23 protein-coding genes are annotated in these 26,790 nt (G+C 53.3%); 14 read left to right on the top strand and 9 right to left on the bottom strand.

Features of this window, described 5'->3' with window-relative positions:
- Positions 1 to 7: 7 nt before the first annotated feature.
- Complete coding sequence (locus WKJ04_RS07065; protein ID WP_337879784.1) at positions 8 to 1,399, bottom strand: PhoH family protein; 1,392 nt, start codon at positions 1,397 to 1,399, stop codon at positions 8 to 10.
- Between the two features lie 265 nt (positions 1,400 to 1,664).
- Between WKJ04_RS07065 and rapA the strand changes: the two genes are divergently transcribed.
- The 3 genes from rapA to WKJ04_RS07080 all read left to right on the top strand — a co-directional run bounded on the left by rapA (position 1,665) and on the right by WKJ04_RS07080 (position 6,485).
- Positions 1,665 to 4,574, top strand: a complete 2,910-nt coding sequence (gene rapA / locus WKJ04_RS07070) for an RNA polymerase-associated protein RapA (protein ID WP_337879785.1) — start codon at positions 1,665 to 1,667, stop codon at positions 4,572 to 4,574.
- 8 nt (positions 4,575 to 4,582) lie between these two features.
- Positions 4,583 to 5,236, top strand: coding sequence for an RluA family pseudouridine synthase (locus tag WKJ04_RS07075; protein WP_337879786.1), 654 nt, complete (start codon positions 4,583 to 4,585; stop codon positions 5,234 to 5,236).
- Between the two features lie 190 nt (positions 5,237 to 5,426).
- On the top strand, positions 5,427 to 6,485 hold the full coding sequence (locus tag WKJ04_RS07080; RefSeq protein ID WP_337879787.1) for an OmpA family protein: 1,059 nt from the start codon (positions 5,427 to 5,429) through the stop codon (positions 6,483 to 6,485).
- 67 nt (positions 6,486 to 6,552) lie between these two features.
- Here WKJ04_RS07080 and WKJ04_RS07085 read toward each other — a convergent pair whose 3' ends face one another.
- The gene (locus tag WKJ04_RS07085; protein WP_337879788.1) at positions 6,553 to 7,452 is read right to left on the bottom strand and encodes an EF-hand domain-containing protein; all 900 of its coding nucleotides are present in this window, start codon (positions 7,450 to 7,452) and stop codon (positions 6,553 to 6,555) included.
- 237 nt (positions 7,453 to 7,689) lie between these two features.
- The gene (locus tag WKJ04_RS07090) at positions 7,690 to 9,591 is read right to left on the bottom strand and encodes a methyl-accepting chemotaxis protein (protein ID WP_337879789.1); all 1,902 of its coding nucleotides are present in this window, start codon (positions 9,589 to 9,591) and stop codon (positions 7,690 to 7,692) included.
- A gap of 190 nt (positions 9,592 to 9,781) precedes the next feature.
- Here WKJ04_RS07090 and WKJ04_RS07095 point away from each other — a divergent pair, with 190 nt between their 5' ends.
- Entirely contained in the window at positions 9,782 to 10,417 is a 636-nt protein-coding gene (locus tag WKJ04_RS07095; RefSeq protein WP_337879790.1) for a DUF2959 family protein, read from the top strand.
- On the opposite strand, the gene WKJ04_RS07100 is transcribed toward WKJ04_RS07095, so the two are convergent.
- Entirely contained in the window at positions 10,392 to 10,871 is a 480-nt protein-coding gene (locus WKJ04_RS07100; RefSeq protein WP_337843109.1) for a hypothetical protein, read from the bottom strand. The two genes, WKJ04_RS07095 and WKJ04_RS07100, sit on opposite strands and share 26 nt — an antisense overlap.
- Before the next feature lie 231 nt (positions 10,872 to 11,102).
- Between WKJ04_RS07100 and WKJ04_RS07105 the strand changes: the two genes are divergently transcribed.
- Positions 11,103 to 12,842 (top strand): glycoside hydrolase family 3 protein, encoded by a 1,740-nt coding sequence (locus tag WKJ04_RS07105; protein WP_337879791.1) that lies wholly within the window; start codon positions 11,103 to 11,105, stop codon positions 12,840 to 12,842.
- A gap of 55 nt (positions 12,843 to 12,897) precedes the next feature.
- Positions 12,898 to 13,281 (top strand): DoxX family protein, encoded by a 384-nt coding sequence (locus WKJ04_RS07110; RefSeq protein WP_337879792.1) that lies wholly within the window; start codon positions 12,898 to 12,900, stop codon positions 13,279 to 13,281.
- Here WKJ04_RS07110 and WKJ04_RS07115 read toward each other — a convergent pair.
- Complete coding sequence (locus WKJ04_RS07115; RefSeq protein ID WP_337879793.1) at positions 13,278 to 13,763, bottom strand: DUF6436 domain-containing protein; 486 nt, start codon at positions 13,761 to 13,763, stop codon at positions 13,278 to 13,280. The two genes, WKJ04_RS07110 and WKJ04_RS07115, sit on opposite strands and share 4 nt — an antisense overlap.
- Before the next feature lie 26 nt (positions 13,764 to 13,789).
- A complete protein-coding gene (locus tag WKJ04_RS07120) occupies positions 13,790 to 15,316 on the bottom strand; it encodes a methyl-accepting chemotaxis protein (RefSeq protein ID WP_337879794.1) in 1,527 nt (508 codons plus the stop codon).
- A 245-nt stretch (positions 15,317 to 15,561) separates the two neighbouring features.
- Between WKJ04_RS07120 and WKJ04_RS07125 the strand changes: the two genes are divergently transcribed.
- Genes WKJ04_RS07125 through WKJ04_RS07135 form a run of 3 tightly spaced genes read left to right on the top strand, consistent with a single transcriptional unit; the run spans position 15,562 to position 18,454 of the window.
- Entirely contained in the window at positions 15,562 to 17,229 is a 1,668-nt protein-coding gene (locus tag WKJ04_RS07125; RefSeq protein WP_337879795.1) for an alkaline phosphatase D family protein, read from the top strand.
- Between the two features lie 55 nt (positions 17,230 to 17,284).
- Complete coding sequence (locus WKJ04_RS07130; RefSeq protein WP_337879796.1) at positions 17,285 to 18,049, top strand: DUF3530 family protein; 765 nt, start codon at positions 17,285 to 17,287, stop codon at positions 18,047 to 18,049.
- Between the two features lie 60 nt (positions 18,050 to 18,109).
- Positions 18,110 to 18,454, top strand: a complete 345-nt coding sequence (locus WKJ04_RS07135) for a DMT family protein (protein ID WP_337879797.1) — start codon at positions 18,110 to 18,112, stop codon at positions 18,452 to 18,454.
- Here the strand turns inward: WKJ04_RS07135 and djlA are convergent, their stop codons facing one another.
- Genes djlA through WKJ04_RS07150 form a run of 3 tightly spaced genes read right to left on the bottom strand, consistent with a single transcriptional unit; the run spans position 18,455 to position 20,924 of the window.
- Entirely contained in the window at positions 18,455 to 19,255 is an 801-nt protein-coding gene (djlA, locus tag WKJ04_RS07140) for a co-chaperone DjlA (protein WP_337879798.1), read from the bottom strand.
- Positions 19,245 to 19,922 carry an N-acetylmuramate alpha-1-phosphate uridylyltransferase MurU gene (gene murU, locus WKJ04_RS07145; protein ID WP_337879799.1) on the bottom strand — a complete coding sequence of 226 codons (678 nt, stop codon included), beginning with the start codon at positions 19,920 to 19,922 and terminating at the stop codon, positions 19,245 to 19,247. The genes djlA and murU overlap by 11 nt, the downstream gene beginning before the upstream one ends.
- On the bottom strand, positions 19,923 to 20,924 hold the full coding sequence (locus WKJ04_RS07150) for a phosphotransferase (protein ID WP_337879800.1): 1,002 nt from the start codon (positions 20,922 to 20,924) through the stop codon (positions 19,923 to 19,925).
- Positions 20,925 to 21,047: 123 nt separating this feature from the next.
- Between WKJ04_RS07150 and lptD the strand changes: the two genes are divergently transcribed.
- From lptD to apaG, 5 genes are read left to right on the top strand one after another with little or no spacing between them, the layout of a single operon-like run.
- Entirely contained in the window at positions 21,048 to 23,315 is a 2,268-nt protein-coding gene (gene lptD / locus WKJ04_RS07155) for an LPS assembly protein LptD (protein ID WP_337879801.1), read from the top strand.
- A gap of 11 nt (positions 23,316 to 23,326) precedes the next feature.
- Positions 23,327 to 24,619 carry a peptidylprolyl isomerase SurA gene (gene surA, locus WKJ04_RS07160; protein WP_337879802.1) on the top strand — a complete coding sequence of 431 codons (1,293 nt, stop codon included), beginning with the start codon at positions 23,327 to 23,329 and terminating at the stop codon, positions 24,617 to 24,619.
- Positions 24,616 to 25,611 (top strand): 4-hydroxythreonine-4-phosphate dehydrogenase PdxA, encoded by a 996-nt coding sequence (gene pdxA, locus WKJ04_RS07165; RefSeq protein ID WP_337879803.1) that lies wholly within the window; start codon positions 24,616 to 24,618, stop codon positions 25,609 to 25,611. The genes surA and pdxA overlap by 4 nt, the downstream gene beginning before the upstream one ends.
- Positions 25,604 to 26,416 carry a 16S rRNA (adenine(1518)-N(6)/adenine(1519)-N(6))-dimethyltransferase RsmA gene (gene rsmA / locus WKJ04_RS07170; RefSeq protein WP_337879804.1) on the top strand — a complete coding sequence of 271 codons (813 nt, stop codon included), beginning with the start codon at positions 25,604 to 25,606 and terminating at the stop codon, positions 26,414 to 26,416. The genes pdxA and rsmA overlap by 8 nt, the downstream gene beginning before the upstream one ends.
- The gene (gene apaG / locus WKJ04_RS07175; protein WP_337879805.1) at positions 26,413 to 26,790 is read left to right on the top strand and encodes a Co2+/Mg2+ efflux protein ApaG; all 378 of its coding nucleotides are present in this window, start codon (positions 26,413 to 26,415) and stop codon (positions 26,788 to 26,790) included. Before rsmA ends, apaG begins: the two co-directional genes overlap by 4 nt.

Consider the following 26,790-nt stretch of genomic DNA (forward strand, 5'->3'; position numbering starts at 1 on the left):
CAGCCGCTTACAGATTGGCTTCAGCAAAAGAAGCCAGCCGGCTGCGCACCACACCATTCAGATTAATGGTGGTACTGCCTTCAAAGTTTTTAAAACGTTCGACGATGTAAGTTAACCCCGACGTCACGGCGGTCAGGTAGTTGCTGTCAATTTGCGACAGGTTGCCTGAACAAATCAGTTTGGTGCCTTCACCACAACGGGTAATGATGGTTTTCAGCTGAGCCGCACTCAGGTTCTGGCATTCATCCAACAACACTATCGCATTCTGAATGCTGCGCCCGCGCATAAAGTTAACCGACTTAAACTGAATATTGGCCTTTTCCATAATGTAATTGACGCTGGCATGCGGGTGTTCATCGGTTTTATGCAGCACTTCCAGTGAATCGGTGATCGCCGCCAGCCAGGGGGCCATCTTCTCTTCTTCGGTGCCAGGTAAAAAACCAATGGACTCGGCAATTTCCGGGGTATTGCGGGTCACAATGACCTTGTCGTACAGCCCCTTTTCAATCACCAGCTCCAGCGCGGCGGCCAGCGCAATCAGGGTTTTACCGCAGCCGGCCGGGCCGGTCAGGATCACCAGGTCCATATCCGGGTCGAGCAGCGCATTCAACGCCATCGCCTGATAAATATTTTTCGGGTGGATGCCCCAGGCATGTTTGTGCATCAGCCGCTCAAAACCCAGGTCAAGAATTTTGATTTCATTGTCAAAAATATCCAGCACCCGGCCAGCAAAGGTTTTGGCTTCATCAATCAGGTACTCATTGATATAGGCATTCGGCAACACTGAGCGGGGCACAAAGTGGTAGGTGTCACTGCCCTGATTGTGGCTGCGGCAGTCTTTCACCAGGGACCAGAAATCTCCGGGGAATTTGTGGTACCCCTTGTAGAGAAAACGCACATCGTCAATCAGCTGGTCAGTGCGGTAGTCTTCCACATGCTTCAGACCTGCCCCTTTGGCCTTCAGCCGCATATTGATGTCTTTGGTCACCAGCACCACTTTGGTCGGCGCTTTTTCCCGCTGCAGATAAAGCGCAGTGTTGATAATCAAATGGTCGTTTTCCCCCCCCGGCAGGCCGGGGATCTGGTCACTGATATGGTGGTCATTGACAATAAACAGATGCCCTGTGCTCTTCTGCTCGCCATGAGTCGGCATCGCCACGCCTTGCAGCATCTGTTCTGGTGTTGCGTCTTTGAGCGCATCTTCCATAGCCCGAATCGCCACTCTGGCTTCCCGGCTGACGTCTTTGTGTTTGTCTTTGATATGGTCGAGTTCTTCAAGAACCGTCATCGGGATGACCACATCGTGTTCCTGAAAGTTTAAGAAGGCGAAAGGTTCATGCAGCAGAATATTGGTGTCCAAAACGTAGATTTTTTTATCTTTAGATCGTCTTCGCGCCATAAGAGCTCCTTAGCGACAGGGGACGCCATGCCGGGGCATGACAGTTACAACAATCCTGATGGGTTCAGCCGCGGAGAACTGAGCTAAGTTCATGTGCCGGGCCAGTTTTTCGTTTTGATAATCTAAGCTTAGAGCAAAAATCGGCCTAGAGGTATGACAATAACATGACGTTTTTTAATCTGTCAGCCAACTTCAGCAATCCAGCTGATGCAGTTATTCTGGTTTCCCTGTACCATGGCGCGCCATTTTTTGCAGTGAGGTCAGCATGAATAAATTCGCGTTAGGTCAACGTTGGATCAGTGACAGTGAATCCGATTTGGGATTAGGCACAGTAATCGCCCAGGAAGGACGGATGCTGACGCTGTTGTTCCCGGCCAGTGGCGAAACCCGGCTGTACTCGATGCAGGAAGCACCGCTGACCCGGGTCGTATTTAACCCGGGTGACAGCATCAAAAGCGCCGAGGGCTTTGAGCTGACGGTCAGTTCAGTGCAGGAAAAAAATGACTGCCTGGTCTATGTTGGCCAACGTACCGATACCGGTGAACTGGTGGAGTTACGCGAGATGTTTCTCGATCACTTTATCAGCTTCAGCCAGCCGCAGGACCGCTTATTTGCCGGCCAGATTGACCGCTTTGAAACTTTCCCACTGCGTTACCAAAGCTGGACCCAACTGCACCAGTTGCAACAAAGCCCGCTGCGGGGCCTGACCGGCGCCCGGATGAGCCTGATCCCACATCAGCTGTATATCGCCAACGAAGTGAGCAGCCGCCACGCCCCAAGGGTCTTGCTGGCTGACGAAGTGGGCCTGGGGAAAACCATTGAAGCTGGCCTGATTATTCATCAGCAGTTACTGGCGTCTCTGGCCAAACGGGTATTGATTGTGGTGCCTGAATCGCTGCAGCATCAATGGCTGGTGGAAATGCTGCGCCGCTTTAACCTGAAGTTTTCCATTTTTGATGAAGAGCGCTACACCGAAGCGCTGATTGACGGTGGGAATCCCTTTGACACTGAACAACTGGTGCTGACCAGCCTGGAGTTTTTCTGCAAAAAACGTAACGCCCACCAGCACGCGGTCGACGCGGACTGGGATTTACTGGTCGTCGATGAAGCCCATCACTTGCAGTGGAGTGAAGACAAAGTCAGCACTGAGTATCAGCGCATTGAAGAGCTGGCGCACGGCACGCCAGGCTTAATTCTGCTTACGGCGACCCCTGATCAGTTGGGCCACCAAAGCCATTTTGCCCGCCTGCGTTTGCTGGACCCCAACCGTTTTTATGATTACCAGGCCTTTTTAGCGGAAGAGCAAAGCTACAAACAGATTGCCGGCCTGGCCAGCGCTTTACAGCAGGAACAGCCGCTGAGCCCTGACACAGCGAAGGCGCTGAGCGCGGTCTTGGGTGAAACCGATAGTCAGACCGAACTTCGCCTGTTGCAGCAAGGGGATGCAGCCGAAGCCGGCGTTGCTGCCCGTGAAACCCTTCTGAGAAACTTGTTGGACCGCCACGGCACAGGCCGGGTGCTGTTCCGTAACAGCCGTCATACCATTCAGGGTTTTCCACAGCGCCAGGCCCACCCCATAGCCCTGGCTCTGCCAGAGCAGTACAAAAATGCGCTGAAAGTACAACGCAGTTTCAATGGCCAACAAACACTGCAGCAGCGGGCGAAAGCCAGCCTGTTTCCAGAGCGGGTGTTTCAGGAATTTGAAGGCAGCAAAAGCAGCTGGTGGCAGTTTGACCCAAGGGTGGACACACTGATCCAGTTACTGAAGCAGTTTAAACGCGAAAAATTCCTGCTGATTTGCGCCCATGCCGATACCGCCATAGCGCTGGAAGAAGCAGTGCGGGTGCGTGAAGGCATCAGAGCCGCCGTATTCCATGAAGGCATGAGCATTCTGGAGCGGGATCAGGCGGCCGCTTATTTCGCACAGGAAGACAACAGTGCACAGATTTTATTGTGTTCTGAAATCGGCAGTGAAGGCCGCAACTTCCAGTTTGCCCACCATCTGGTGTTGTTTGATTTGCCGTTAAACCCGGATTTGCTGGAACAACGTATTGGTCGTCTGGACCGTATTGGTCAGACACAAGATATTCAAATCCACCTGCCCTACTTTGCCGGTGAGCCTCAGGACTGGCTGTACCAATGGTACCAGCAGGGCCTGAATGCGTTCAGCCAGACCTGCCAGACCGGCCGGGCTGTGTATGACGACGTCAGCGAAGCCCTGCTCAGTCTGCTGGCCGGCCAGTCCGACGCCACTTCCCTGCCTGACCTGATTGAACACAGCGCCACGTTGAATCAGCAGTTAAAAGAAAAGCTGGAACAAGGCCGCGACAAACTGCTGGAACTGAACAGTGCCGGTGGCCGGCAGGCGCAACAGCTTGCAGACCAGATTGCCGCACAGGACAGCCATGTCGGCTTGCCGATGTTTATGCTCAAAGCCTGGGATGTGCTGGGCGTTAACCAGGATGACCGCGGTGAAAACAGCATAGTACTGAGTATTTCTGAACAACTGCACAGCCACTACCCCATGCTGGACGACGATGGCATCAGCGTGACTTTTGACCGGGCCACAGCACTGGCCCAGGAAGATTTGCAGTTCCTCAGTTGGGACCATCCTATGGTGCTGGGCACTTTGGATATTCTGACCAATGCCGAACTGGGCAACAGTTCAGTGGCCTTGTTGCCGAACAAAGCCTTGCCAGCCGGCACCTATTTTGTTGAGCTGCTGTATATTCTCGAAGCCAGCGCCCCGCCAGAGCTGCAGCTGGGCCGCTACCTGCCAGTCACACCCATCCGTTTGCTGCTGGAGAAAACCGGTAAAAACCTGGCCGCCAACGTCGCTTTTGAGCAGTTTAATAAGCAATTAAAACCAGTGGGCCGTCAGACAGCGTCCAAACTGGTCAAGGCTTTGCAAACCCTGGTGCATCCGTTGCTGCAACAGGGTTTACAGCAAGCCCAGGCACAGGTACCCGCTCTGGTGAAGACGGCAGAGCAGAAGATGAACACGGAGCTGAACAGCCAAATTGAGCGCTTAACCGCGTTACGGCAACTCAACCCTCTGGTGCGGGAAGAAGAAATCAGTCATCTGCAACACAAGCAGCAGCAACTGGCGCTGTATATGCAAAAAGCCCGTTTAAAGCTGGATGCACTGCGTGTCGTGGTGGTCAGTCATGATTAAGAGTGCCCATGTTGCTGGACTATAAACCACCACTGTCACCTTATCTGGATATTCTGTACCAGGACGAAGATATTCTGGTACTGAATAAACCCAGCGGTTTGCTGACAGTGCCAGGCAAAGCGCCGGAACACTTTGACAGCCTGGATTACAGGGTACGCCGGGTCTGGCCGCACGCCCGCATTGTACACCGGCTGGATATGGCGACCTCAGGCCTGGTGGTGATGGCCATGCATCTGGACGCTCAGCGCCACCTGAACCGGCAGTTTCAGCAGCGCACGACTCAAAAACGATATTTGGCGGTTTTAGAGGGACAAATACGCGCCAACCAGGGCGCAGTTGAACTACCTTTAATCTGCGACTGGCCAAACCGGCCCAAACAAAAAGTCTGTTTTGACCATGGTAAACCCGCTTTAACTTATTTTGAGTTACTTGAAAAAACCACTGACTCAAGCCGGGTTTTGCTGAAACCTGTGACTGGCCGTTCTCATCAGCTAAGGGTGCATATGCAATGGTTGGGTCACCCAATTCTTGGAGACAAATTTTATGCTTCAGAGCAGGGGTACCAAAAGGCAGAACGCCTGTTACTTCATGCCTTTAGTTTGGCTTTTGTTCATCCGGTAACAGCAAATGAGCTATATTTTGAAGCGTCTTGTCCTTTTTAAAGGGGATGACAGGAGAAAATACTGCCCTGTTAACTTAAGGTTCAGTTTTACAAAGTAAACTGGGTGACAAAGCAGAAAGAAACACAAAAATGGTAAGGCTACTATTTTTGTCATAACTGTCGGTCAAAATTTGTTAAATCTGTAGTAATCAAATAGAATGCCGGCCGCAATTTACTCTTAGGAGAGAAGGATGAAACTAAGTACTAGCGCATTAGCCATTTTGGCTGCTTTATCGACATCAGCCGTTGTGGCTGCGGACAAACCTTTAGTGTCTGACCGCGTTTTCGGTTCTGTATTCACTGAATATTACCTGCCCGATCAAGACAAAGGTGAGTCTGCCGCTTTTGGCAATATTCATGAAGGTTGGGGTTACGGCGTGGAGCTGGGCTACAACCTGGACGAAATGTGGGCCTTGCGCCTGGATCTCGCCAAACAACGTTTACCTCAAACCACTACAGACAACAAAGTGGACGGTGATCGTATTGGTCTGAACGTTGTACATACTTTAGCTGGCAGCAACTTCTATATTCTGGGCGGTCTGAACCGTATGGATGTGGAAAGTGCCAGTGACGAATCTGCCTTAAACCTGGGTGTGGGTTACCGTGCTTACCTGACGGACCGCGTGTCAGTGTTTGGTGAAGCCAACCGCTTCCAGGGCATCAGCGAAAGTTTTGCTGACGCCAACGTAAAACTGGGTATGTCAGTGCTGTTTGGTGATGCACCGGCTGCACCAGCGCCGACAGCAGCACCAGAACCAGTAGCACCTGTACAGGCACCAGCTGACAGCGATAAAGATGGTGTACCAGACAGCAGCGACCTGTGCCCAGGCACACCAATCACTGACAAAGTAGACGCCACTGGCTGCTCCATTTTCATGGAAAAAGAAGTCAGCTTTGCACTGAAAGCCCAGTTTGACAACGATTCTGCGGTAGTCAAACCAGCCTACGATGCTGAAATTGCTGAGCTGGCTGCGTTCCTGAAACGCTTCCCAGGCACAGACGTGGAAGTAGGTGGTCACGCGTCTAACGTCGGTACTCCGGCTTACAACCTGAAGCTGTCTCAGCGTCGTGCTGACGCCATTGCCAGCATTCTGGTGAACCAGCACGGTATTGCTGCCAGCCGCGTGTCTGCCCGTGGTTACGGTATCACTCAGCCAAAAGTAGCAGGTAATACACCAGCCGCCCACGCTGCAAACCGCCGTATCGAAGCCAAAGTGACTGCCACTGTCAAAGAGAAAGTAGAACGTTAATCTGCTTTACAGACTGTGAATACAGGCCAGCTGCAGCAATGCAGCTGGCCTTTTTTATGAAGCAAATTCAGGCAGTTAACTGCAACGCCGATTCATTGCCCGATTGCTGCGCAACTGAGCCGTAAGTCTTCATCAGTTGCTGCAGGGTACGCTGTAACAGCTGGCCCATAGAATCTGATTCTGTACTTTGCGTTTCGGTTGTGCTGCTGGTGCTGGCTGTGCTGTCAGATTGCTGAGACTCCTGATAGGCCTTGGCCTCCTGCATCGTCACTTTACCGTCACCATCTGCGTCCGCCGCATCGAAATTATCGATCAGGCTCTGCAGCATACTTGCCATCGGGTCGCTGCTGTCCGTTTCTTCCAACATAGCGCTCAGCTCATCCGCTGTTTTGCCTGTGTCTTCCTGACCTTGCATACCGCCTGGAGGTGGCGGCGGTGGCGTCATTTGAGCAGAAGACGTATCCTGAGTCTCCTGATAAGCCCTGGCTTCATCCATGGTCACTTTGCCGTCGCTGTTACTGTCAGCTTCATCAAAGTTATCCACCAGATTCTGTAGCATCGCAGCCATCGGGTCATCACTGTCGGCCTGTTCCAGCATCGCAGACAGTTCATCGGCGGTTTTGCCGCTGTCCTGCTGCCCCTGTGGTCCACCAGATGGTGGTGGTGGCATCTTGCCCTGGGCGTTGTACATTAGCTGACTGGCCTGGTCGCTGAATTCAGCGCTGGTCAGCTTGCCGTCACTGTCACTGTCCAGCGCGGCAAATAAATCCGCACTGCTGTCGCTGGCAGCACTGTCATTCAGACCACTGAGCAGACTGTCAAAATCGGACTGTTCCAGATACCCCTTGTTCGATTGATCCAGCTGACTGAACAACTGCTGGCTCTTTTGTTGCAGTTGTTCAGCAGTCGGCATCGACCTCATTGTTGCATAGCCTCCGCCGGAGACTGATGAAAATTGAATCGCCATAGACTGGCTCCTCCTGAAATAGCGATCAGAATTAATCGCCCTGGTATGGCTGCAATGTCACGGCCAGTCCGGGTTCAGAAAGGTAAAGGCAGGGTAAAGTTGAGTCAGAGTCTGAGTGCCCAAGGCCGCCAAAACTGCCGACGAGGATTCAAACCACCAGTGCACAGGCATTCGTTGTGCTCCCTTCAGCAGACGTACGCCAGAGGCGGCAATAAATTGCCGCGCCGGCAGCGGGCCTCAGGCAGAAAAACGGCCGGTCAGCTGGGTTAAGGTCAAAGATAAATCGCCCAGTCTGGCAGCCAGCTGCTGTAATTCGCCTGCATTTGTCAGGTTCGAATCGCTGATCTGATGCATAGTCTGTACTTGCTGCCCTACGTCCTGCACCACCATGGCCTGCTGCTCTGTCGCTGCAGCAATTTGAATGCTCATACCTTCAAGCTGCTGAATTTGCGAAGTAATTTGCTGTAATGAGGCTTCGACTGCATCACTGCGGCTGACATTGTCCAGTGCCTGCCTGCTGGCCGCCGCCGTTGCCTGCACCGCCTGCTCAGTCTGGCTGAGTAAATCGCTGATCACCTGCTGAATTTCTTTCGTCGATCCCTGAGTTCTGGCCGCCAATTGCCTCACCTCGTCAGCAACCACGGCAAAACCTCGCCCATGTTCACCGGCCCGAGCTGCCTCAATAGCGGCATTCAGCGCCAGCAGATTGGTTTGTTCGGCTATGCCCTGAATCACATCAAGGATCTGCCCTATACTGCCCGCTTTGTCAGCCAGCTGACGGATCACCTGTTGCGCCGTTTCGACATGGCCAGCCAGCTGTTTCATGCCTTGCAGACTCAGGCCGACCTGTTGCTGGCCAGCCTGCACAGACTGGCTGGCTTTGCTGGTACTGTCGGCAGACAAAGACGCATTTTGGGCAATCTCAGTCACTGTAGCCGTCATTTGGCCAATAGCCGCCTCAACCTTGCTACTGGCATCCAATTGCTGTTGGTTGTGGTGCAGACTGTGATGAGCAGCGCTGTTCAGGTCCCTGGATTCAGCAGCCAGTTCACGGCTGCTGTGCTGAATGTCGCTGACCAACTGGTTGATATTCGCCACAAACTGGTTAAATCCCTGCGTCAGCTCGTGCAGTTCCTTGCCTCCTTGTTGCTCCAGCCGCACAGACAAATCGGCTTCACCTTGCCCCAGTCGCTGGAACATCTGACCCAAATGGCTGATAGGTGCACTGATGCTTTGGCTGATAAACAGGGATAACAAACCGATCAGCGCCGTGACTACAGCAGCGGTCAGATAACTGGTCAGTTTAATCTGTTGCATTACGGCAAAAATCTCCTGCTCTGGCACCTGAGCAATCAGGTACCAGTCCAGTGCTTCAATGTAAGTGGAGGCCAGCACAGTGGCTTGCCCGTCCAGTTCAGTGGTCAGCAGATTGACGGTGTCAGGTTTTAACAGCTGCGTGACCACCTGCGACGAAAACTGGCTGGTCAGTGCCGTGCCGATGCGTTGGGTGGGATGTAACTGAATTTGCCCCTGCTGATTGGCCAGAAACACAAAACCTGTTTGCTCTATTTTGTACTGACTGATCATTTTCACCATTTCCGTCAGTGGTTTGGCAATACCCGACAAACCGCGGCCATCCAATTGCTGGAAATTGACAAAAATCTGATAGCCCAGTTCCGGGCTGTTATACACAGACACCTGCCGGGCTTTGCCAGAGTCTTTAAACGCATAAAACCAGGCATCCTGTTCTGGCGTCAGACGGCGCAAAAAGCCCTGTTCATTCCAATAGTCGGCTGAGTATCTGTCGCAAAAGGAGGCCGCCTGCAGACCATGCACCTGACGCACCTGCTCCAGCTCTGCCACCAGTTGTGCTTCTGCTTCCGCTTGACGGCCACCCACAGTCAGCTGATGCAGCAAAGGTGAACTCGCCAGTTGTTCTGCTATCTGCTCCAGGCTGCGAATTTCTGCCTCAATGCTGTGTTTAATCTGATTCAGACTGGCCGGCAGGTCTTTGTGCAGGCTGCGTTCAGTCAATACCCGTTCCGTCATGATCTGACTGAGCAGACTGATCAACAAAGTGGCAGCCAGCACAGCCCCACTTAAACTTATTAACAATTTTTGCCGAATCGACCAGTTCACCCTGTGATACTCCTGTCAGCCGCCACCGTGCCTGAAAACACTGCATTACAAAAGCCGCTATTATCAGGCGATGGCAGAAACTATTCATTAAATTTTCATGAAACTGCGGTTATCCGCAGCAATCTTCAGCAAGACAGGGACGAAAAAGCGCCACTATGTTAAGGTGAAACAAATCATCACGGAGAACTCAATGAAAGCTTTGTTACTGCTCAGTGTGCTAAGCCTGGCCGGATGCCAGCAGGCTTATTACGCCACTATGGAAAAATTTGGGGTGGAAAAACGTGAACTGCTGGTTGACCGGGTCAAAGATGCGCGTGACGCCCAATTGGACGGCCAACAACAATTTAAAGATGCACTGGACGAACTCAGCCAGTTGTTGAAGTTTGATGGCGGCGATTTACAGACTCAGTATCAGCAGCTCAGTGAGCAGTATCAAGACAGCCAAAAGGCGGCACAGCTCATCAGCAGCAGAGTGGATAAAGTGCAATCTGTTGCTGAAGCTTTGTTTGACGAATGGCGGGATGAACTGGAACAGTACCAAAGCCAGCAGCTGAAACGCCAAAGTCAGCAACAACTGCAGCAAACAGAACGCCAGTTTCAGCAGTTACTGAAGAAAATGCGGGCCGCCGAAGCGAAAACTCAGCCGGTGCTGCGGCTGCTGAATGACAATGTGCTGTTTTTAAAGCACAACCTGAATGCCAAGGCCATTGGTGCGGTGCAGCAGGATTTTTCCGGCTTGCAGCGCAACCTGCAAAGCCTGCTGCAGGAGATGAACCAGGCGATTCACGAATCCAATAAATTTATTGCCCAGTTGCAGCAGGATTAGTGTTTGCTTCATTTAAGGCGGGTTTCAGCAGCTCCAGAGCTGCTTTGGCCTGGGTTTCTTCATCTTTTTGTTTAATGCGTACCAGAGCCGCGTAAAACTGGGCTGCAGTAAATGATTGGGTCGACTGGATCAAGTCACTGACATCGGCACTGCTTTGCGCCAGCATTTGCTGGAAAATCTCCAGATGACCATTGCGCTGCAAGGCAGGCGCCAGATTGGTGTCTTCAGCACCGTCACGAATGGTGTAGTACTTTTGCAAAAGCTCAGCCCGGGCCGCCAGGCTCAGCTCTTCTGCTTTGCTCGGTTCAGCCTGCACAACGGCAGCGGGTTCCGCCTGTGCAGGCTTCGTTTCTGCTTTTTCCGTGGCGGTCAGGCTGTTAAATAAAAAAGCAGCAATAATCAGACCACTGAATAAACCCCAGAAAAAACTCAATAAAGGTGTCGGCTTGTACATCTTGAACTCCACTGCAAACAGGCAACAGCGATTATACCTGCCCCGATCCGCGGCGCGACCTTTTTCTGTGACAGTTTTCTGTGCTGGCTATCTGGGGCTAATTTCTGATGTTGAGGCTGCTGCCGTTGACACCGGCTGATATAGTAGCGACAAGTGAACCATAAATTGAGGCTGGCTTTGAAGTTACCACTCCTGTTGCTCTGTGCCAGCAGCCTGCTCGCCGGAGGATGTATGCACCAAGGAACCACAGACCAGCAATTGCGTTATTGGATAGGCCAGAAGCTGATGATTGATATCCGTCAGACCTGCAGCCCAGCCCACCGATGCGAAGACCTGACGCACTTACCGGCCAGTTATGCCGCAAAAATCCGGCAACTGCAGCTAGGTGGTGTGATCCTCTTTGCCAATAACCTGAAACACAGTGCGCAAATCCGGCAACTGACCCAAGACTTGCATCAAAGCAGTGGGGACGGTTTGCCATTGCTGATAGGCATCGATCAGGAAGGTGGCCGGGTGGCCCGCTTACCGGTCACTGAGTACCCGGCATTTGCCGGTGCCATGGCATTGGGCGCTACTCAGGCACACTACGGTGAACAGTTCCCACATCAGGTTGCTGTCGCTATCGCGCGCCAGCTGCACGAGCTGGGCATTAACCTGAATTTTGCCCCCAGCCTGGACGTGAACAATAACAAAGCCAACCCGGTGATTAATGTGCGCTCCTTTGGTGACCAGCCAGCCAAAGTGGCAGCCGCAGGTGCCGCTATGGTGAACGCGATGCAGCAACACGGGGTGTTGGCGACCATTAAACACTTTCCGGGTCATGGGGATACTCATGTGGACAGCCATACGGGACTCCCCAGGGTCGACCACTCCTTACCTGTGGTGCAACAAACCGACCTGGCTCCTTTTGTTGCCGTACTGCAACACAGCCAGCCCGCCATGGTAATGACAGCTCATATCCAGTACCCGGCGTTGGACAACAGCACCTTAGTGAATAAACAGGGCGACAGCATGCTGAAGCCCGCAACGCTGTCGCGGCGCATGCTGACGGAGTTACTGCGGCAGCAAATGGGTTATCAGGGCGTGATCATTACCGATGCCCTGAATATGGCGGGCATCAGTCAGTTTTTTGAACCGGCGGAAGCCGTGATCCAGACCTTTGCCGCTGGCGCCGATATAGCGCTGATGCCGTATGAGATCCGTTCAGAACAGGATCTGACGGGTCTGCAGCAGTTAATAGACGCTGTGCTGGATGCCGTTGTTCAGGGCAGACTTTCAGTCACTGAGCTGCAACAATCGGCCGAACGGGTCCTGTCACTTCGTCGCACTCTGGCTCACCAAAAGGCCCCTGCCCCCGCCCCCCATCGATTAAGCGCCGATCGGCAACTGGAGCAACAACTGGCCGAAGCCAGCCTGACCCAGGTGGGAACCAACAAACTGCCCACCGGTTGGCAACTGGAAGGTCAGCGTCTGCTGCTGATTGCGCCCGAACAGACAAAATGCCAGGGCTGGCAACAGGCACTGACACTGCACCAGGTGAAACTGCAACAGCTGAACTGTGCAACACTGGACCAGAGTGCTGCAGAGCTGCAGACTCTGATAGACGAGGCAGATACGGTATTGGCCACCCTGATAAGCCCAACCCAAAGCGCGGCTGAACTGGGCGTGCTGGCTGATTTACTGGCGCTGACCCCTGTTCAGTTAAGCCCGGCAGAACAAAAACAAAAACTGCTGACCGCCCTGACCTATGCCAAACAGCAAGGCAAACGGAACCTGCTGGTCGCACTGCGAACACCGTACGACTTGAGTGACTTTGCAGATGTTGCGGACGTGCGACTGGCTACCTACAGTTATAACCAGCAGCCATTCTCGGCACAACGGCCTTTATCAGGCCCGGCCTATGACGCTGTGATTGCCTGTCTGCTGGGTAAAATTCAACCAAAAGGTCAGTTGCCGGTGCAGTTAGATTAAAGCCTGCAGCAAAACCGACCGCTTATCCCCTTCGGTACTTACATGAGGAAACCGGATGCTGTCCCAACTTTTTGGTCTGAACCTGCTGCGACTGATGGTCGCGGTTATTATTTTTCTGCATGGTGGTTACCGCCTGCTGAACGGAGGTATCGAACCCTTTGGTCAGTACCTGAGTCAGCAGGGCTTTCCTCTGGGACTGATTTGGGCAGCGGCTGTCACCGGGCTTGAGCTGATTGGTCCGCTGTTTTTACTGATAAACCGTTATGTCAGTATGTTCTGTCTGCTGTTTATTCTGCTCTACAGCACTGGGGTGGCACTGCTGCATGCCAAAGTCGGCTGGTTTGTGGTAGGCCCAGGCCGGAATGGTGCCGAGTTCAGTGTTTTATTAATTACGGTCTTGCTGGTTCTGATGGTTCAGCACTGGCCTGCCCGCCGTTAAGTCTCAGACAACAGGCAGCGACAGGCGCTGCTTTCGCCATTCAGCCACAAACCCGGCAGGCGCTGCTCCGGTGTTAACAGGCTGCTGATCAGGCTTTGTTGCTCGGAACACAGTAAATCAGTTGCCAAAGGACCGGCATACACTAAGCGCTGCTGCCTGAACAGCAAAAAAACTGGCGTTGCCATAAGCGTCAACTGTTGCTGCGCTTGCGACAATGGCAATTCGATGATCTGTAAATTTGGCTGTTGCTCAGCCAGGCGCTTACTGTGCTCTCGGGCAAAACTGCTGCAACTGCAATTTTCGTCTGCAATCAGTACCCCGTGCCATTCAGTTGCCGCGACAGGCCCGAGCTGCAACTGTCGAATATCCAGCTCAGGCCAGGGCTGCTGCTGCCACTGACCCGTCGGGTCAAAGACGCCATAATGGCTGGCAAAAAAATAATACAAGCCTGCAGCGCTGCAGCCCATCCAAAGCAGCAGCACGATCAAAGCCCATAAGGTGTTGCGGTTCAATAACGGAATCTCTCAGCCTGGGTGGCCAGTTGCTCGCTGACCTGGCCAACGGCGACAGCGCTGTGCTGCAACTGCTGCCCTAAGGCACTTTGTGCGTCCGTCATATCTGCCAGTTGCATCGCACTCTGTGCCACTTCATTACTGGCCGCCTGTTGCTGCTGCACCGAATCCGCCATTTGCTCCGCAGACAAGGCCAGCTGGCCGGCATTCTGCTCCAGTTGGCGCAGGATCTCGCCGTTTTGCGCAGTTTGTTCCAGGGTCTGATCAATTTGGCCCAGACAATGTTGCACCGAGTGCACCGAACTCTGACTCGCCTGGTTCAGACTGCTCAGCATACTTTGGATCTGACCTGTCGACGCGTGAGTGCGACTGGCCAGACTACGGACTTCATCAGCCACCACTGCAAAGCCCCGGCCCTGATCACCAGCACGGGCCGCTTCGATAGCAGCATTCAGCGCCAGCAAATTGGTTTGCTCAGCCACAGACTGAATCACCCCCAACACGGTGCCAATTTCTTTGGTGGAGACAGCCATCGAGTCGACATTTTGCCCGGCCTGTTGCAGTGACTGCGCCAACTGTTGGATCAACTGACTGGTTTGTTGCACCGAGCGGGCCCCTTCCTGACTTTGCTGGCGGGATAACTCTGACAGCTGATGAATTTCTGAAGCGAGCATATTGAGCTGACTGACCGAACTCGACATCTCTTCGGTGGCGGCGGCAATACGCCGCACTTCCCGCCGTTTCTTTTCCATGTCCTGCACCAGTTGGGCGCCGTCTTTTTTCAACTCACCCGTCTGATCCGCCAGTTGGTCTACAGAGCTATTAATCACCTGTACCGCCTGCTGAATGCCGGCCAGCGCCTGATTAAACTGGCGTACCAACTTCGAATTTACCTCGCGGCATCGTACGGTCAGGTTAATTTGTCGCTCGTCGCGTACCAGCTCTTCGGTGGTTTCGGCAAAGGCCAGCCCTGTCATCGCTTCACGGTAAGAATGGCGGCTGATAATCACCAGCACCAGGGCTTCAACCACTACATACAGCGCATGCACTACGACATTAGCCAGACTGGCATCCTGTGACGGTACCAGGTACACCGCGCCCCCTGAGGCCTGTAACCAGGCAAAGGCTAGGTGATGTACCGCAATAGTCGCGGCCGCAGCAACTATCACCCGCCAGTCACGGAACGCACTTAAAATAGCCAACAACACAAAGATGCCAAAATGCAGTTCGGTTTTACCCATCGACTGATGAATATGCAAAGCGCAGAACAGCATAAAGGCGACACCAAAAGACAAACGGCTGAGCAGGTGGTCACGCAAACTCTTGTAAAGCACGAAAGGGATTACCAGCGCCGGTAACCCAACCAACAGGGTTGGCCACCAGGTCTGATGCCAGCTGGCCAGCATCAACGCTAATAGAAACAACAGCAGGTTAATGCTGTTCATAATACGAAAGGCTTGCTGGCGGAAAGGATATAACTGCATAGGTTCCTCACTTAACACTTCAGCATCCTGCAGTTGCATGGGTCGTTCCATGGAATGATTACGCAATGGCGCCGGTAACAAAACGATAAAATTTTATCATATTTGCAATTTTTATCAAATATCACATTTTGTACTTTCGTATGCTCAGCACACAGTGGCTGCTTTACGTTGAAGTATGGAAGCTCAGATCAATTTGACAAAAAATTTAGCGGACAGCAGCAGCTTCTGCTGCCATCAAAAAGTCATCTGCTCTGCTTATGCTTGAATTTTTTGGAGCTTATCTGATGACACAATTTTCCCGCCGGACCTTTCTGAAACACTTAGCCCTCGCCAGTGGTGCCAGCTGGCTGACCAGCAGTCTGCTTGGTTGCAGCAGTCCGACTGCAGCGCCAACCAACAGAACACCCATTGAATTTCTGCATGGGGTTGCCAGCGGTGACCCGCAACAAAACAGCTTGTTATTCTGGACCCGGGTCAGCCCGGCGCAGCCACTGGGCGGCGTGCAGCTGTTGCTTGAAGTCAGTACCAGCGCCGACATGCGCCAGCTGGTGCATACAGAACTGGTGCTGGCCAAAGCGGACAACGATTACTGCATTAAAGTGGACCTGAGCGGGCTGAGTCCGGCCACCGACTATTACTATAGGTTTCGCGACCAACAACACAGCTCTGCTGTAGGCCATGGCCGCACACTGCCAGCACAAAGACCAGAAGCGGTGCGAATGGCGGTGCTGTCGTGCTCCAATTATCCAGCCGGCTATTTTCACGCCTACCGAGAAGTGGCCACGCAACCACTCGACGTCGTGCTGCATTTAGGCGACTACCTGTATGAATATGCGATGGGCGAATACGGCACCGAGCAAGCCTCAGCACTGGGCCGGGAGCTCGCCGCCGACAACAGCAAAGAAATGCTCAGCCTGACGGACTACCGTAAACGTTACTCCCTGTACCGAACTGATGCGGATTTGCAGGCCGCTCACCAGGCTCACAGTTTTATCTGCGTCTGGGATGATCACGAAATTACCAACGACGCCTGGACAGACGGCGCGGAAAATCATCAGCCGGAGGAAGGCTCCTACCAGTCCCGCAAACTGGCGGCACTGCAGGCTTATTACGAATGGATGCCCATTCGTCCGCTGGTGAGCGGGCAACAGCAGTCGCTGGCCCGCCGCTTTGATTTTGGTGATTTGGTGAGCCTTTGCATGCTGGATACCCGCATTGAAGGCCGGATGCAACAGCTGGACTACGCCAGTTTCAGTGACGCAGACCAGGGACTGGATAGCGGCTCTTTTCTGCAGGCGCTGCAAAACCCAGAACGGACTTTATTAGGGCCGCAGCAACAGAGCTGGTTATTGCAGCAGGTACTGAGCAACCAGGCCATTTACCAGGTACTGGGCCAGCAAGTCTTAATGGCGAAAATGTGGTTGCCCGCTCAGGCGCTGGCAGCACTTGGCAAACCCGGCCCTGAGCTGGCCGCACAGCTGCATCAACTGGCGCAACAAGGTACGGCAGGCCAAAAGTTGCTGCCATATAACCTGGATGCCTGGGACGGCTACCCGGCCGAACGCGAACTGATCTACCAGGCGGCCATGAAAGCAGGGCAACCTCTGCTGGTGCTGGCCGGCGATACGCACAATGCCTGGGCGTCCAGCCTGCACAGCGGCAATGGCAACAAGGTAGGGATTGAACTGGCAACAGCTTCCGTCACCTCCTCTGGCATCGAGGACTACCTGAAACTGGACAGCAAGGCTTTACGGCAACTGGAACAGGATTTGGTGCAACTGATGGATGAACTGGACTGGTGTAATCTGGAGCAACGGGGGTATTTGTTGCTGAATTTTACCGCCAGTCAGCTGACGGCTCAGTGGTTTGGCCTGGACACTGTGAAAGCGGCCCGCTACCAGAGTCAGTTGTTGCACGAGCTGAAATTCAGTCCGGCTCTGACAAAAATCTAAAGCTTGGCGGCGCAGGCCCGATAACAGTAGAACGACCAGTTTATCCGGGCCTGCCATGCGTGTTGTTCTGCTGTTTTTGTTGCTTTTTCCTTTCACCTTGTGGGCCGACAGCCCGGTCAGTACAGAGTTCTGGCAACGTGCCGATCTGGAACGTCAGTTGGATCAGGATGAAGTCAAAGTGCTGACGGCGGGTGATACCGAATTTCTGACCTTGCAACTGCCGGCCATGACTGCCGAAGTGAAAGGCACAGCCCTGCTGATCCCCGATGGCTCACAACACCCGGCCAGCCCACGCTATATTCAGACCCTGCGCCAGCAACTGATTGACTACGGCTGGAACACCATCGCTATTTTACCACCTGAACCCGCAGCGGACGACAGCCCGGAAGCCCTGGAGCTGTACCAACAGCAACTGCTGCAACGGGTGGTGGCCGCAGGCACAGCCGCACGGCAGGACAATGGTTACCTGATAGTGCTGGCGCAAGGCAATAACGGTGCTTTCTTGGCCCAGCTTTACGCCGACAAAAAACTGCCTGAACCCGAATCGCTGGTGTTGTTGAGTGCCTATCACCCGGTCAACAGCAGCAATAAACAACTGGCCCAGTGGATCGCCAAACTGGCCATACCCACCCTGGATCTGAAGCACTACAAAGACAGCACAGTGCTTGAGGGGCACTGGCGGCTGCGCCAGCAGTGGGTCAATAAAGAAAACAAATTGTTGTATCGCCAGCGCGAATTACCCGGTGATATGAAAAGCCCGCTGTGGCAACAACAAATGCTGAAAGAGGTCTATGGTTGGCTGAGTTATCAGGGCTACTGATACACAGCTCCTGAAGTTCAGGGTACACTGGCGTTGTTGTCACAGCCACGGAACTTCACCATGTCCCCATTGCTTACGACTGTTGCCTTGCTGACAGTCAGTAATATTTTTATGACCTTCGCCTGGTATGGTCATCTGAAACACCTGAAAAACTCGGCACTGTGGATTGCCATCGCGGTTTCCTGGGGCATTGCTTTGTTTGAGTACATGCTGATGGTACCGGCCAACCGTATTGGTCACCAGGTGCTGAGTCTGGCTCAGCTGAAGATCTTGCAGGAGGTCATTACGCTCAGCGTCTTTATTCCTTTTGCCGTGCTTTATATGAAAGAGCCCTTTAACTGGAATTATGTCTACGCCGGGCTCTGTTTGTTGGGCGCTGTGTATTTTATGTTTTTCCGCAGCTGATTAGCGCTTAGTCTTCACCAGTTCATAAGCAGCCTGAATATCCTGGGCTTTTTTTGTAGCCAGCTCCAGCATCTCAGGCGGCAAGCCCTGGGACACCAGTTTGTCCGGGTGATGTTGCGCCATCAGCTTTTTATAGGCCTTTTTCAGTGCAGCCTCACTGACGCCAGGTTCCACCCCCAGCACTTTGTATGCCGAAGCCAGTTGCTGGCTGTCGTCCTGCTGCGGCTGCCCCGGCCTGCTGCGGGCAAACCTGGCTTCCGCTTCGTAACGGCGCACCATCTGCTGCAGCTGGGCTTCTGACAAACCCAAGGCTTTGGCCACTTTCAGCAAGATACGTTGCTCCGGCGCACTCAGGTCCAGGTCAACATAGGCCATGCTGATTTGTATTTCGACAAACAGCAGCAGCAGGTCCGGCCGGAAACGAAACACGGCCTTAAACTCTGCCAGTTGCTGATCCACCGGAAAATCTGCTTGTTTGCCATCGCGAAATGCATTTTGCGCTTCTTGCACCTGCACGCCGGACAAGCCCAATTGCTGCATAAAAGCGCTGGCTTGCTGAATATGGGCCTGAGTCACTACCCCGTTTGATTTGGCTATATGCCCCATCAGCGCAAAAGTGTTGTAACGGAAAATCCCCTGGGCTTCGCTCTGGTCCCGACCAAAACCGGCAAAACCTCCTGCCTGGCGAAAAGCTTCGGCGTAGCGTTTGTCAAACCAGTAGCCGATTAAAAAGCCCAGCACCAGCCCAGGCCATTTCAGCAGCGCCATACCAAACAAAGCACCCAGCAACTTACCCCACATCAGATCTCTCCAGTAAGGCTGACAACTGGTTCAGCCGTTCCACTGTGCCAATATCAAACCACAGGCCCTGATACAGCTGCGCACTGACCTGCCCTTGCCGCATCGCGTCTCGTAAAAAAGGCGCCAGTTTTTGTTTACCATGAGGTACAGCCGCAAAAAACTCAGGCCGGTACAGTGCAATACCACTGAACGTATACTGCTGTGTCGCCTCGGCCAGCGCCACCCCCTCTGCACTCAGACCGAAATCCCCGGCAGGATGCTGTGGCGGATTGGGCACCAGCACCAAATGCGCCAGCTTGGATTCCGGCAGCAGCAGACGTTTAAAATCCAGATCGGTCCAGATGTCCCCATTGACCACCAAAAAGGGGTCTGGCCCCAGCAAAGGCAAGGCCTGACGGATACCTCCGGCGGTTTCCAGCCCTTCGGCGCCCTCATCCGAGTACTGGATCCGGGCTGCAAACTGAGAACCATTCCCCAGATAGGCCGTTAATTTATCCCCAAGCCAGGCATGGTTAATCACCAGCTCTGAGTAACCGGCCCTGACCAGGGCTTCAATATGGTATTGGATCAATGGTTTGCCTGCAGCCGCCAACAAGGGCTTAGGCAACTGGTCGGTCAAAGGCCGCATCCGTTCCCCCCGGCCTGCCGCCAAAATCATTGCTTTCATTTAAAACTCCGGCGTCAGCACAGGCACAACTCGCTGTTCCAGCCAGTGGGCCAGCGGCTGGAACTCTGGGTAGTTTTGACATGACTCCAGCACATACCCTAAAACTCTGGGTAAATCCGCCAGATACCCTGATTTTTGATCTCTGTGGTAAAGGCGGCTGAAAATACCCAGCACTTTAATATGGCGCTGCAGCCCCATCCAATCGAACCAGCGTAAAAACTGCTCTTCAGTGACCTCTGGGCCAAGCAGCTGCTGTTGCTGCAGTTGCTGGTAGCCTTCCAGCGCCAGTTGCTGCACCAATGACTGTGGCCATTTCAGGTAACAGTCTTTCAATAAAGACACCAGGTCATACGTGACTGGCCCCAGCACTATGTCCTGAAAATCAATCACAGCCAGGCTGCCATCCGGCTGTGGCATCAGGTTCCTGCTGTGAAAATCACGGTGCATACCCGCCTTTGGCTGTTGTCCTGCGCTGGTGATCAGGGCAGAAAATGCCTGGCGCCAGACCTGCCAGTCCTGTTGTGTCAGTTCAAGCTGCAAATGCCTGGCTAAAAACCATTCCGGGCAAATCATCAGCTCCCGTTCGACAAAAGCGTCATCAAACACAGGCAAGGGCCCTGCGCTGGTTGAACTGATACTGCGGATTTGTGGCAATAAGCTCAGTGCCTGGCGGTACCAATCTGGCGCTGTTGCCGCTGTCAGCAAGGGCTGCAACAGCTGATCCCCCAGGTCAGACAACAACAACAGGCCTTGCTGCAGGTCCATCGCGATGACCTGCGGCACTGACAACCCCACCGCCGCCAGGCTTTGTGCAGTCGCCACAAAACGACCACAATCTTCCTGTGGCACTGGCGCATCCATCAGCACATAAGTCTGTTCTGAGGTACAAACCCGAAAATAACGCCTGAAACTGGCATCACCGGAAATGGCGTTCAGCTGATACGATTGGTTGGCAAAATACTGCTGCAGAAAGAGTGCGATAAGGTCGGAACGGCTGGACACTTTTGGCTCCTGTCAGGGTCTTACAGGGCACTATAACGGATTAGCAGGAACGGTAAAATTCATTTATGATAAGGCTCCTGTTTTTTGCCTTTCTCTGCGCGGATTAGAATTTAAGTAGGTTGCATGACCCCCACCCTGATACACAGATTAATGCTGCTGGCTTTTGGTCTGCCATGCCTGGCTCTGGCAGAAGAGCAGGTTGCCACCACCAGGCTGTGTTATATACCAGAGGCCACGCCTGCGGGTTTTGACCTGTTGCGCAGCGACGACACCCGGCTGCGGGTTTTGTCCGATCGGATCCAGATGCTGCAGAATCAGACCGCGGTGCTGGAAGGCCATATTGAAATCAGCCACCGCAACACGCTGATGACTGCCAGCGAAGCCCGTATTGACCAACAGAAACAGACCCTGAGTGCAACAGGGGGCATTGAATACTACAGCCCGGGCCTGAAAGTCAGCAGCAGTGACTTTCAGGCATCACTGAAACAAAACTCCGTGGATTTAGGCCAGGCCAACTACCGGCTGACTGAACAATCAGGCCGTGGTTTCGCCGAGCGCCTGCAGGCCAGAGACAAACACATTGAGTTGTCGCATGCCAGTTTTACCACTTGTCCGGAGCAAGACCAAAGCTGGGCCCTGCATGCCCAGAGTATCCTGATCAATAATGAAGCTGGCTGGGGCGAAGCCTGGCACTCTGTGATGAAAATTGGCGATGTGCCGGTGTTTTATCTGCCCTACATGACGTTCCCGGTCAGTGAAAAACGCAAAAGTGGCTTGTTGTTTCCAAAGATTGGCAGCTCGCAGAAACTGGGGCTGGATCTGGAAGCCCCCTATTACCTGAATCTGGCCGACAACTATGACGCCACCCTGACCCCTCGTTACATGAGTAAACGCGGAGCTCAGCTGAAGTCTGAATTCCGTTACCTGACGTCGGAACATCAGGGGATGGTGCAACTGGAAATGATGCCGGAAGACAACGAAAAACCAGCCGGTTTCGGTGGCCGTTATTTAAGTCACCTCAGCCACAGTGGTGACTTGTCAGAGCGCTGGCGTGCCAGCATTGATTTCACCGATGTCAGTGACGATGCCTACCTGACTGAATTGGGCTCAGATTATTCCAACCAGAGTGATACCCAGCTGTACCGTCAGGCCAGCCTGAATTACTTTGGCGACACTATCGATTCCCAGCTGCGACTGCAGGGCTTTGAAACCCTGGGGAATTATGCAAGTTCATACGCCGCCTTGCCGCAACTGGATGTGCAATCCGCCGCTCCGATGCCGTTGGGCGCAGGCCTGCAGTTTTTATGGTCAGGCCAGTATGTTCACTTTAAAAATGATGATGCCATCATTCACAGTGCCGACCGGTTACACCTGGAACCGACTTTACGCTGGCCTCTGCTGACTCCGGCCATGGAGCTGGTCGCTGAAACCAGCCTGTTGCACACTCAGTACCAGCAGGACAGCAATCAGGATCTGGTTGCTGTGGATGAAGACCCAAGCCGCACGCTGCCGAAAGTCCGGTTAAATGCCAAATTTAACCTGGAACGTGAACTGGAATGGGATAACAAAGCTGCGCTGCAGACACTGGAGCCACAAATTCAGTATCTGTATATGCCATACCGCGATCAGTCCGCAATAGGCCGCTATGACAGCACCCGGCTGCAGGATGACTATTATGGCTTGTTCCGGGAAAACCGTTACTCAGGGCTGGACCGCATTGCCGATACCAATCAGCTGACTTTGGGTGTGACCACCCGCTTTTACGATCAGCAGGACACCGAGCTGTTCCGCTTCAGTCTGGGGCAAATTGTTTATCTGGAAGACGCCCAAAGCATAGATCCGGTGGCCGGTGAAATGGTTCAGGCCGATTCGGTGCTGGCCTCTGAATTGTTATGGCACTGGCGCAAGGGCTGGTACCTGAATACCGCAGTGCAATACGACGCCAGCACTGAACGCCTGGTGAAAAGCAGCGCCTCCATCGATTATATTGCCGATGATAATACAGTGCTGCAATTGAACCACCGCTACAGCAGAGCGGTCTCAGACTACGAAGTTGAACAGGCCGGTCTGCTGGGCACCACGCCCATCAACGATCAATGGAAACTGGTGGCCAGTTACTACCGTGACCTGAACCAGGCTCAGATGATGGAAGCCAGCTTTGGTTTGCAGTATGAAGACTGCTGCTGGGCTGTGCGTCTGGTAGCCCGGCGGCAGATTAATACCAACCTGGAGCAGGCGGTCAATGATCCGCAGCTGGCCCCCAGCTTTGACAATGGCATCGCTATCCAGTTTGTCTTAAAAGGTTTTGGTCAGTCCGCAGGCTTTAGTGTGGCCGACATGCTCAGTGATGGTATATTCGGCTACCGTCGCCCTTATTTACTAAATAATTAACGCAGGAATTTATGAAGTTACAATCAGTTTTGCTCACGTCCTTGCCACTGCTGTTCAGCCTGAACAGTCTGGCTGCGGAACAGAAAGTGGATGGAGTTGCCGCCATTGTGAATAATGGTGTGGTGCTGCAGACCGAAGTGAACAATATGGTGGCGATGGTCAAACGCAATGCACAGGAACAAGGGCAGACGCTGCCGTCAGACCGCGCTTTGCAAACCCAGGTGCTGGAGCGTCTGATCAATACCAGCCTTCAGTTGCAGATGGCCAAGCGCATGGGCTTACAGATCACCGACCCTCAGCTGGATCAGTCACTGGAAAACGTTGCCCGTGGTGAAAACCTGAGTATGGAACAATTCCGTCAGCGCATTATTGAAGAAGAAGGCGATTACCAGGCCTTTCGTGAGCGTTTCCGTGATGAGTTGACCACCAGCGAAGTGCTGCGAGCCAACGTGCAGCGCCGGGTGTATATCAGCCCTCAGGAAATCGATAACCTGATGAAAGTGATGGACGAACAGGGCGCCAGCAATGAACAGTACAACATAGGCCATATTCTGGTGGCGGTGCCCAGCCAGGCCAATACCGAAGAACTGGCGGAAGCCAAAGACCGCGCGGACAAAATCATGAAACTGCTGCGTGATGGCAGTGAATTCCGCAAAATTGCTATTGCATCATCCTCAGACACCACGGCACTGGACGGGGGGGATATGGGCTGGATGAATATCAACGAAATGCCCACCCTGTTTGCAGATGCGATCCGTGGTAAGAAAAAGACCGATCTGATTGGTCCACTGCGCTCTGGTGCAGGTTTTCACATTCTGACCATTTTTGATATCCGTGGTGCCAATGTGGCCGAGCTGCAGGAAGTGAAATCCCGTCACGTACTGATTAAACCGTCCATTATTATGAGCGAAGAAAAAGCCCGCGATACGCTGGCCAAATTTGTGGCTGATTTCAAAGCTGGCAAAGCGGACTTTGCTGAATTTGCTTCCGCTCACTCCGAAGATCCGGGTTCTAAACTCAAAGGTGGTGATTTAGGCTGGGCCGACCCGGCTATGTACGTCCCTGCTTTTCGCGATACATTAAAACGCCTGCAGAAAGACGAGATCAGTGAGCCGTTTCGCACTGAACATGGCTGGCACATAGTGCAGCTGCTGGACCGCCGTACTGTGGATATGACGGCTGAGAAAAAGCAGGATCAGGTGTACCGCATGCTGTTTAACCGCCGTTTTGCCGAAGAACAGGCCAACTTCCTGCGTGAATTACGCGATCAGGCTTATATCGAAGTACTGGAACAGGCGGAATGACATTACGAATTGCACTGACGCCGGGTGAACCAGCAGGCATAGGTCCGGATCTGGCCGTCATGCTGGCGCAGCGCAGCTGGCCAGTGCAGCTGGTCGTTTGTGCAAACGCGCAGCTGTTACAAGACAGGGCCGCTCAGCTTGGGCTGCCGCTGCATATTATTCCGTACCAGAAAGATCTGCCGCCAGAACTGGTGGCCGCCGGCAGCCTGACTGTCTTGGATTTTCCGCTGGAGCACCCCGCACAAGCCGGTCAGCTCAATGAAGCGAACGGCCATTATGTGGTACAGACCCTCACTTACGTGGGGGCTGGTGCCATGTCCGGCGAGTTTGCCGCCATAGTGACAGGCCCGGTGCATAAGGGGGTGATCAATAAAGCCGGTATTCCGTTCAGTGGTCATACCGAGTTTTTTGCCCAGCAGTCCAATACTCCTTATGTAGTCATGATGCTGGCCACCGAAGGCCTGCGCGTCGCGCTGACCACCACCCATATTCCGCTGGCTTATGTGGCCAAGGCGATCACCCGGGAACGGCTACAACAAGTGATCCGGGTGTTGCATACGGACTTGCAGCATAAATTTGCCATCCCGGATCCGGTGATTTATGTCTGTGGTCTGAACCCTCATGCCGGTGAAGATGGCCACCTTGGCCGGGAAGAAATTGATGTGATGATCCCAGCTTTAAACGAACTGCGTGCAGAAGGCATGCAGCTGGTTGGCCCGTTACCCGCCGATACCCTGTTTCAGCCCAAGTATCTGGATCATGCTGACGCCGTGCTGGCTATGTATCACGACCAGGGCCTGCCTGTGCTGAAACACAAAGGTTTTGGCAAATCCGTCAATATCAGTCTGGGTTTACCCTTAATCCGCACTTCAGTGGATCATGGGACAGCCCTGGATTTAGCTGGCACAGGCAAAGCCGATCCCGGCAGTTTATTTCACGCAGTAGAACAGGCCATCGATTTGGCCAGACGAGCACAAGTACATCATGTCTGACAAAGTTCATTTGGGCCACCATGCCCGCAAACGTTTTGGCCAAAACTTCTTGCACGACCCGGCTGTGATTGGCCGCATCGTGCGGGCCATCAACCCAAAGCCCGACGATATTCTGGTGGAGATAGGCCCAGGCCTTGGTGCCCTGACTGAACCCGTCGCTGAACAGGCAGGCCATCTGACCGTAGTTGAACTGGACCGGGATCTGGCAGAGCGTTTGCAGCAACATCCAACCTTGTCTGACAAACTGAGCATTTACCAGGCGGACGCAATGAAGTTTGATTTCCGCCAGTTATTGCAGCCCGGCAAAAAACTGAAAATCTTTGGCAACCTGCCCTACAACATCTCGACCCCTTTGCTGTTTCATCTGTTTGACTACGCCGACTCGATTGAAAACATGCACTTTATGCTGCAAAAAGAAGTAGTGGAACGTATGACAGCTGGCCATGGTTCAAAAACCTACGGCCGCCTGACAGTGATGACCCAGTTTTTTTGCCAGGCCATTCCTGTGGTTGAAGTGGGCCCGGGTGCTTTCAAACCAGCCCCCAAAGTGGACTCCGCAGTGGTCAGGTTAATTCCTAAACCAGTGGCGGAACGTCACAATGTCTCAGTGCAGGTATTAAACCGGGTTTGTCTGGAAGCCTTTAACCAGCGCCGCAAAACCCTGCGTAACTGTTTTGCCAATTTCGCCACGGCAGAACAGCTGGAACAATTGGGATTAGACCCCAGCCTCAGACCTGAGCAATTATCGGTGGAGCAATTTATTCAACTGGCCGCCTGGTTGCAGCAACAGGAGTCAGCCGCATGAGCCTGAGCTTCGAAATTCCGGTGCAAGTGGACACCTTTTACATCGCCGCTCAATCCGACCCTGCACAGAACCGTTATGTATTCGCTTATACCATTACTATCCGTAACCACAGCAGCGAAGCTGTTCAGTTGCTCAAGCGCTACTGGTTAATCACGGATGCGAATGGCAAAGAAACCGAAGTCTATGGTGATGGTGTGGTTGGAGAGCAGCCTCAACTGGCTCCGGGGGCCAGCTACAGCTATACCAGTGGTGCTGTACTGGAAACACCGGTTGGCACCATGCAAGGTCATTATGAAATGACCAGCCAAAGCCAGTTGAGTTTTAAAACGCCTATTCCGTTATTCCGGCTGGCCATGCCGAATATTCTGAATTGA

Source organism: Rheinheimera sp., assembly GCF_037442345.1.
Classification (GTDB): domain Bacteria; phylum Pseudomonadota; class Gammaproteobacteria; order Enterobacterales; family Alteromonadaceae; genus Pararheinheimera.